Annotated in this window: 4 protein-coding genes; 3 read left to right on the top strand and 1 reads right to left on the bottom strand. The window is 66.4% G+C overall.

Translation table 11 applies throughout. The annotated features are described in order from the left end of the window. The first annotated feature begins 108 nt into the window (after positions 1-108). From ABD774_RS21240 to ABD774_RS21230, 3 genes are all read left to right on the top strand, one after another. Complete coding sequence (locus ABD774_RS21240; protein WP_345045696.1) at positions 109-1062, top strand: cytochrome c biogenesis CcdA family protein; 954 nt, start codon at positions 109-111, stop codon at positions 1060-1062. Beyond that, positions 1059-1682, top strand: coding sequence for a peroxiredoxin family protein (locus ABD774_RS21235; protein ID WP_345045691.1), 624 nt, complete (start codon positions 1059-1061; stop codon positions 1680-1682). The genes ABD774_RS21240 and ABD774_RS21235 overlap by 4 nt, the downstream gene beginning before the upstream one ends. A gap of 345 nt (positions 1683-2027) precedes the next feature. Continuing rightward, positions 2028-3188 (top strand): phenylacetate--CoA ligase family protein, encoded by a 1161-nt coding sequence (locus ABD774_RS21230; protein ID WP_345045688.1) that lies wholly within the window; start codon positions 2028-2030, stop codon positions 3186-3188. Positions 3189-3211: 23 nt separating this feature from the next. Here the strand turns inward: ABD774_RS21230 and ABD774_RS21225 are convergent, their stop codons facing one another. Next, the gene (locus ABD774_RS21225; RefSeq protein ID WP_345045693.1) at positions 3212-3493 is read right to left on the bottom strand and encodes a metal-sensitive transcriptional regulator; all 282 of its coding nucleotides are present in this window, start codon (positions 3491-3493) and stop codon (positions 3212-3214) included. Between the last annotated feature and the right edge of the window lie 468 nt (positions 3494-3961).

The following is a 3961-nucleotide window of genomic DNA, read 5'->3' as shown; positions in this document are numbered from 1 at the left end:
ACGGCCGGCTCGAGCACCTGCGCGGCTCCGCCCTCGGCTTCCGCAACCTCACCAACTACATCGCCAGATCACTGCTGGAGACCGGCGGATTCAGACCCCAGCTACACCCTGGATTGTGAAGAGCCCGCATTCTTCGCTGGCGGGGTCGCTCTGTTCGCACCGTGCTGCATCGTATTCCTGGCCCCCAGCTATCTGGCCGGCGCGGTGAAGAACCGCCGCTGGCGCCTGCTGCCGCTGACCTTCATCTTCGCCGGAGGCTTGGCCCTGGTCCTGGTCCCCATCACCCTGGGGGTGAGTCTCCTTGCTGGGGCCATCGCCAAATACCACGAGCCGTTGTACTGGGCAGGCGGAATCCTCATGATCGCCCTGTCCGTCCTGTCCCTCTCAGGGCAGATGTGGTCCCTGCCGAGCTTCTTGCGCACACCGGACACCTCTCGCGGTGACTCAGCGAGCTTCTTCGCCCTGGGAGTCTTCTCCGGGATCGCCTCGTCCTGCTGTGCCCCGGTCCTCGCCGGTGTGATGACCCTGTCCGCACTGTCCGGGTCCGCCGCCGGCGGACTCGTTCTCGGTGTTGCCTATGTCTTCGGGATGGTCTTCCCGCTCTTCGTCATGGCTCTTGTCTGGGACAAGGCGCGTCTCGGCGAACGCAAACTCCTTCGGGCCAGAGTGGTGAGGATGCGCCTCGGCTCACACGTGTTGGTGACCAACACGCTCAACGTCGCCGTTGCGGTTGCGTTCGCCGTGATGGGGGCCTTCGTCATCTCCCTGGCCGGCAGCCCAGACGTGACGGGCGGCACCGCGGCACAAGCCACCATGGCTGAGGCCCTGGCGGAAGTCTTTGCCGGGGTGCAGAACTGGGTCAGCCCCATTCCCGAGCCACTTCTGGGACTCGCCCTCCTGGCGCTCGTCGCCGTCTTCGTCGTCGCAACGCTGCGCGACAAGCGCCGCACCGACCGAGCTGAAAGGGGCTCATCCGAGCCAGGTACTGCCGGCAAGGTGCCGGCCGTAGCGCACGCGCACGAGCACAGTTGCCACGACACCCCTGAAGGGATCTCCCGATGAGCAGCAAGACCGCCACGCGGCCCGGTCAACGTCGCCCAGCTCTCCGCGGCACGGCCGCACAGAACAGGCAGGTCCAGGCCATACGGCAACGGCGCGGTCGCATCATGTGGGTCGTCGGTCTCCTTGTTGTCGTCCTGGTCGTGGCCTTCGCACTCATAAGCGCACGCCCGGGCAGCTCGGCCGCGGCCCGCATGGCCCCTGACTTCACGTTGCCGACCACCGACGGCAGCTCGGTCACCCTGTCCGAGCTGCGCGGCGCCCCGGTCGTCCTGTACTTCAACGAAGGAGCCGGATGCGCGGCGTGCACCGTACAGATGGCCGAGATCGAGAAAGAGCTGGGCTTCGCGGAGGCCGGAATCACGGTCCTCCCTATCGTCATGAACACGGCCGAGCAGATCGTGCCGGACATGCAGCGCTACGGGGCCACGACGCCCTACCTCCTCGACGACGGAAGCGTCTCTCAGGCCTATGACGTCCTCGGAACCGGCATGCACGCGGGCCTGCCCGGTCACGGCTTTGTCCTGATCGACGCTGCTGGCGTCCAACGGTGGCGGGGCGAGTACCCCTCCATGTGGCTCGAACCCGGCGACCTTCTTGAGGAGATCACCTCAAGGCTCTGACTCCGCTACTCAGTCCGGTGGCTCCACGGCTGAGTCCACGCGTGATCTGCCACGTGGCCTTCACCGCTTCTACATCGAGACTGGACGATGTCTTCAACCATCGGCTGGCGCGGCCAGGCACTCTGACCTATGGACGTTTCGCTCCTCACGCGAACACTCACGCTCCGGGCGGCCTGGCGAGTCCGGGACGGATGGAGCCCGGAACGGTTAGCGGCCCACCAGCAACGAGCGCTGCATCTCCTGCGGCGCCACGCCTATGCGCGGTCTCCGTTCTACCGGCGGCATCACTCCGGGCTGCGGCAGGCCCCTCTGAACGAACTACCTCCCGTCACCAAGGCCGACCTCATGGACTCGTTCGACGACGCTGTGACCGCCCCTGGACTGCTGCTGTCAGACCTCGAGGACCACCTGCGCCACCTCACGCACCAGGGCCGTGATCCAGGCCTTCCGTGGCGGCGGCACTGGTGGGTCGCCGCCACCGCAGGCACCACCGGACGCCGGGGCGTGTTCGTGTGGGACCGCGGGGAGTGGGCGACGGTGCTCGCCTCGTACGCGCGCGCGAACGACTGGGCCGGCGTGCACGTCGGCCTCCGAGACCCATTACGAGTAGCGGTCGTAAGTTCCCTGATTCCTACCCACCAGTCCGCCGTGGTCGGCGCATCATTGCACTCTCCCCTGGTGCCCACCCTCCGCCTGGACGCCACTGCCCCGATCGAGCAGACTGTGGCCGCACTTAACGGGTTCGCGCCGCGCCTGCTCGTCGGCTACGCCTCCGCGCTGCGCCCCCTGGCCGCGCAGCAAAGCTCCGGGCGGCTCCACATCGCGCCACAGGCTGTCATGTCGGCCTCCGAACATCTCAGCGCCCCGGCAGCCGGTGAGATGGCGGCGGCCTGGCGGTCCGAACCGTATGACGTCTATGCCGCCACCGAGACAGCGGGAATCGCTTCCCCCTGCGTGCTGCGGCGTCGCCACCTCTACGAGGACCTGGTCGTCTGCGAATCTGTGAACGTCGACGGCGCACCTGTCCCACCCGGTACCACTGGTGCGAAACTGTTGGTGACCGTGCTGTTCTCCCGCACACTCCCCCTGATCAGATACGAACTCACAGACAGGGTTCGCCTCGGCGGCCACGAGTGTCCCTGCGGGCGGCCCTTCCGGGTGCTCGAATCCGTAGAGGGACGGGTGGAAGACGTCCTTCATCTGCCCGCCAACCACGGCGTGGTCGCCGTCCACCCGAACGTCCTGCACGAGGTGCTGGATGAGCTCGGAGCCACGGGGTGGCAGGTGCTTCAGCTGCCCGAGGGGCTACGGGTCCTGCTGACCGGCTCTCCACCCGTGGACACCGGTACGGTCGAGAGCAGGCTCCGTGACCGGCTGCGCAGAGCGGGCGCTACCCCAGGACGCATCGACGTCGAACACGTGCACAACCTCTATCGCACCGCGCTCGGGAAGGTTCCTCTGGTGCGCGCTCTGCCGTACGGCGCAGCGGGTGAACCTCCGCCATAGATCAAACGCACCAGACCAGGAGGTCAGCTGCGCACGAGCCGTGCGATCGCGTCCGAAGCTTCCTTCAGCTTCGACTCCTGCTCCTCACCACCCGCGCGTGCGGCGTCGACGAGGCAGTGCCCCATGTGCTCGTCCAGCAGCCCCAATGCCACGGACTGAAGGGCCCGATTTACTGCCGAGACCTGCGTGAGTATGTCGATGCAGTACTTGTCCTCATCGACCATCCTCGCGATGCCCCGGACCTGGCCCTCGATGCGTCGCAACCGCTTGAGATGGTCGTCCTTGGTTGCGCTGTAACCCGGCATGTTCTCCACAGTTCCGCCCTGTTCCACCCTTTGCGACATACGCTCGCGTAGCCCTCTAGGATACCCCCGCCGGGTAGGGGGCGTGTGTCTCGTGATCGGATTGCGGTGCCCGGACATGCCGGCCCCCGGAGCGCTGTCCCTTGGGTCGGCATCGGCCTGTCCGACAGCGGCTAGGGCATGACGGGAGAGCGTCCGGCGAGTTCGCATGCTGCCGGCTGCACAACCATTGCGGCCGTTCATGTGGGCCGGATCACGGCATTCGGACACACCTTCATCAATTCTTCATCGTTTCCCGGACGAGAAGCAACGGATGGCGCTTAGGGTCGTTACCGATCCGTTATCCGGCTCTTCGCAGATGAGGGTGTAGTCGAGGCCGGCGCGGCGTTGACGGGATAGAGGTCGAGGTCTTCCGATGATGGAGGTTCTCACGCCACCCATCCGGAAGACCTCGACGTGCCTGACGCTACC

Source organism: Georgenia daeguensis (assembly GCF_039537705.1).
In the GTDB taxonomy this organism is placed as follows: Bacteria; Actinomycetota; Actinomycetes; order Actinomycetales; family Actinomycetaceae; genus Georgenia; species Georgenia daeguensis.
The sequence above is the reverse complement of the archived record's forward strand: the minus strand, read 5'-3'. Positions and strand labels throughout refer to the sequence as shown.

Excerpts from the sequence above, each read along its gene's own strand:
- ABD774_RS21235 (WP_345045691.1), top strand. The coding sequence starts at position 1,059 with ATGAGCAGCAAGACCGCCACGCGGCCCGGTCAACGTCGCCCAGCTCTC.
- ABD774_RS21230 (WP_345045688.1), top strand. The coding sequence starts at position 2,028 with ATGGACTCGTTCGACGACGCTGTGACCGCCCCTGGACTGCTGCTGTCA.
- ABD774_RS21225 (WP_345045693.1), bottom strand. The coding sequence starts at position 3,493 with ATGCCGGGTTACAGCGCAACCAAGGACGACCATCTCAAGCGGTTGCGA.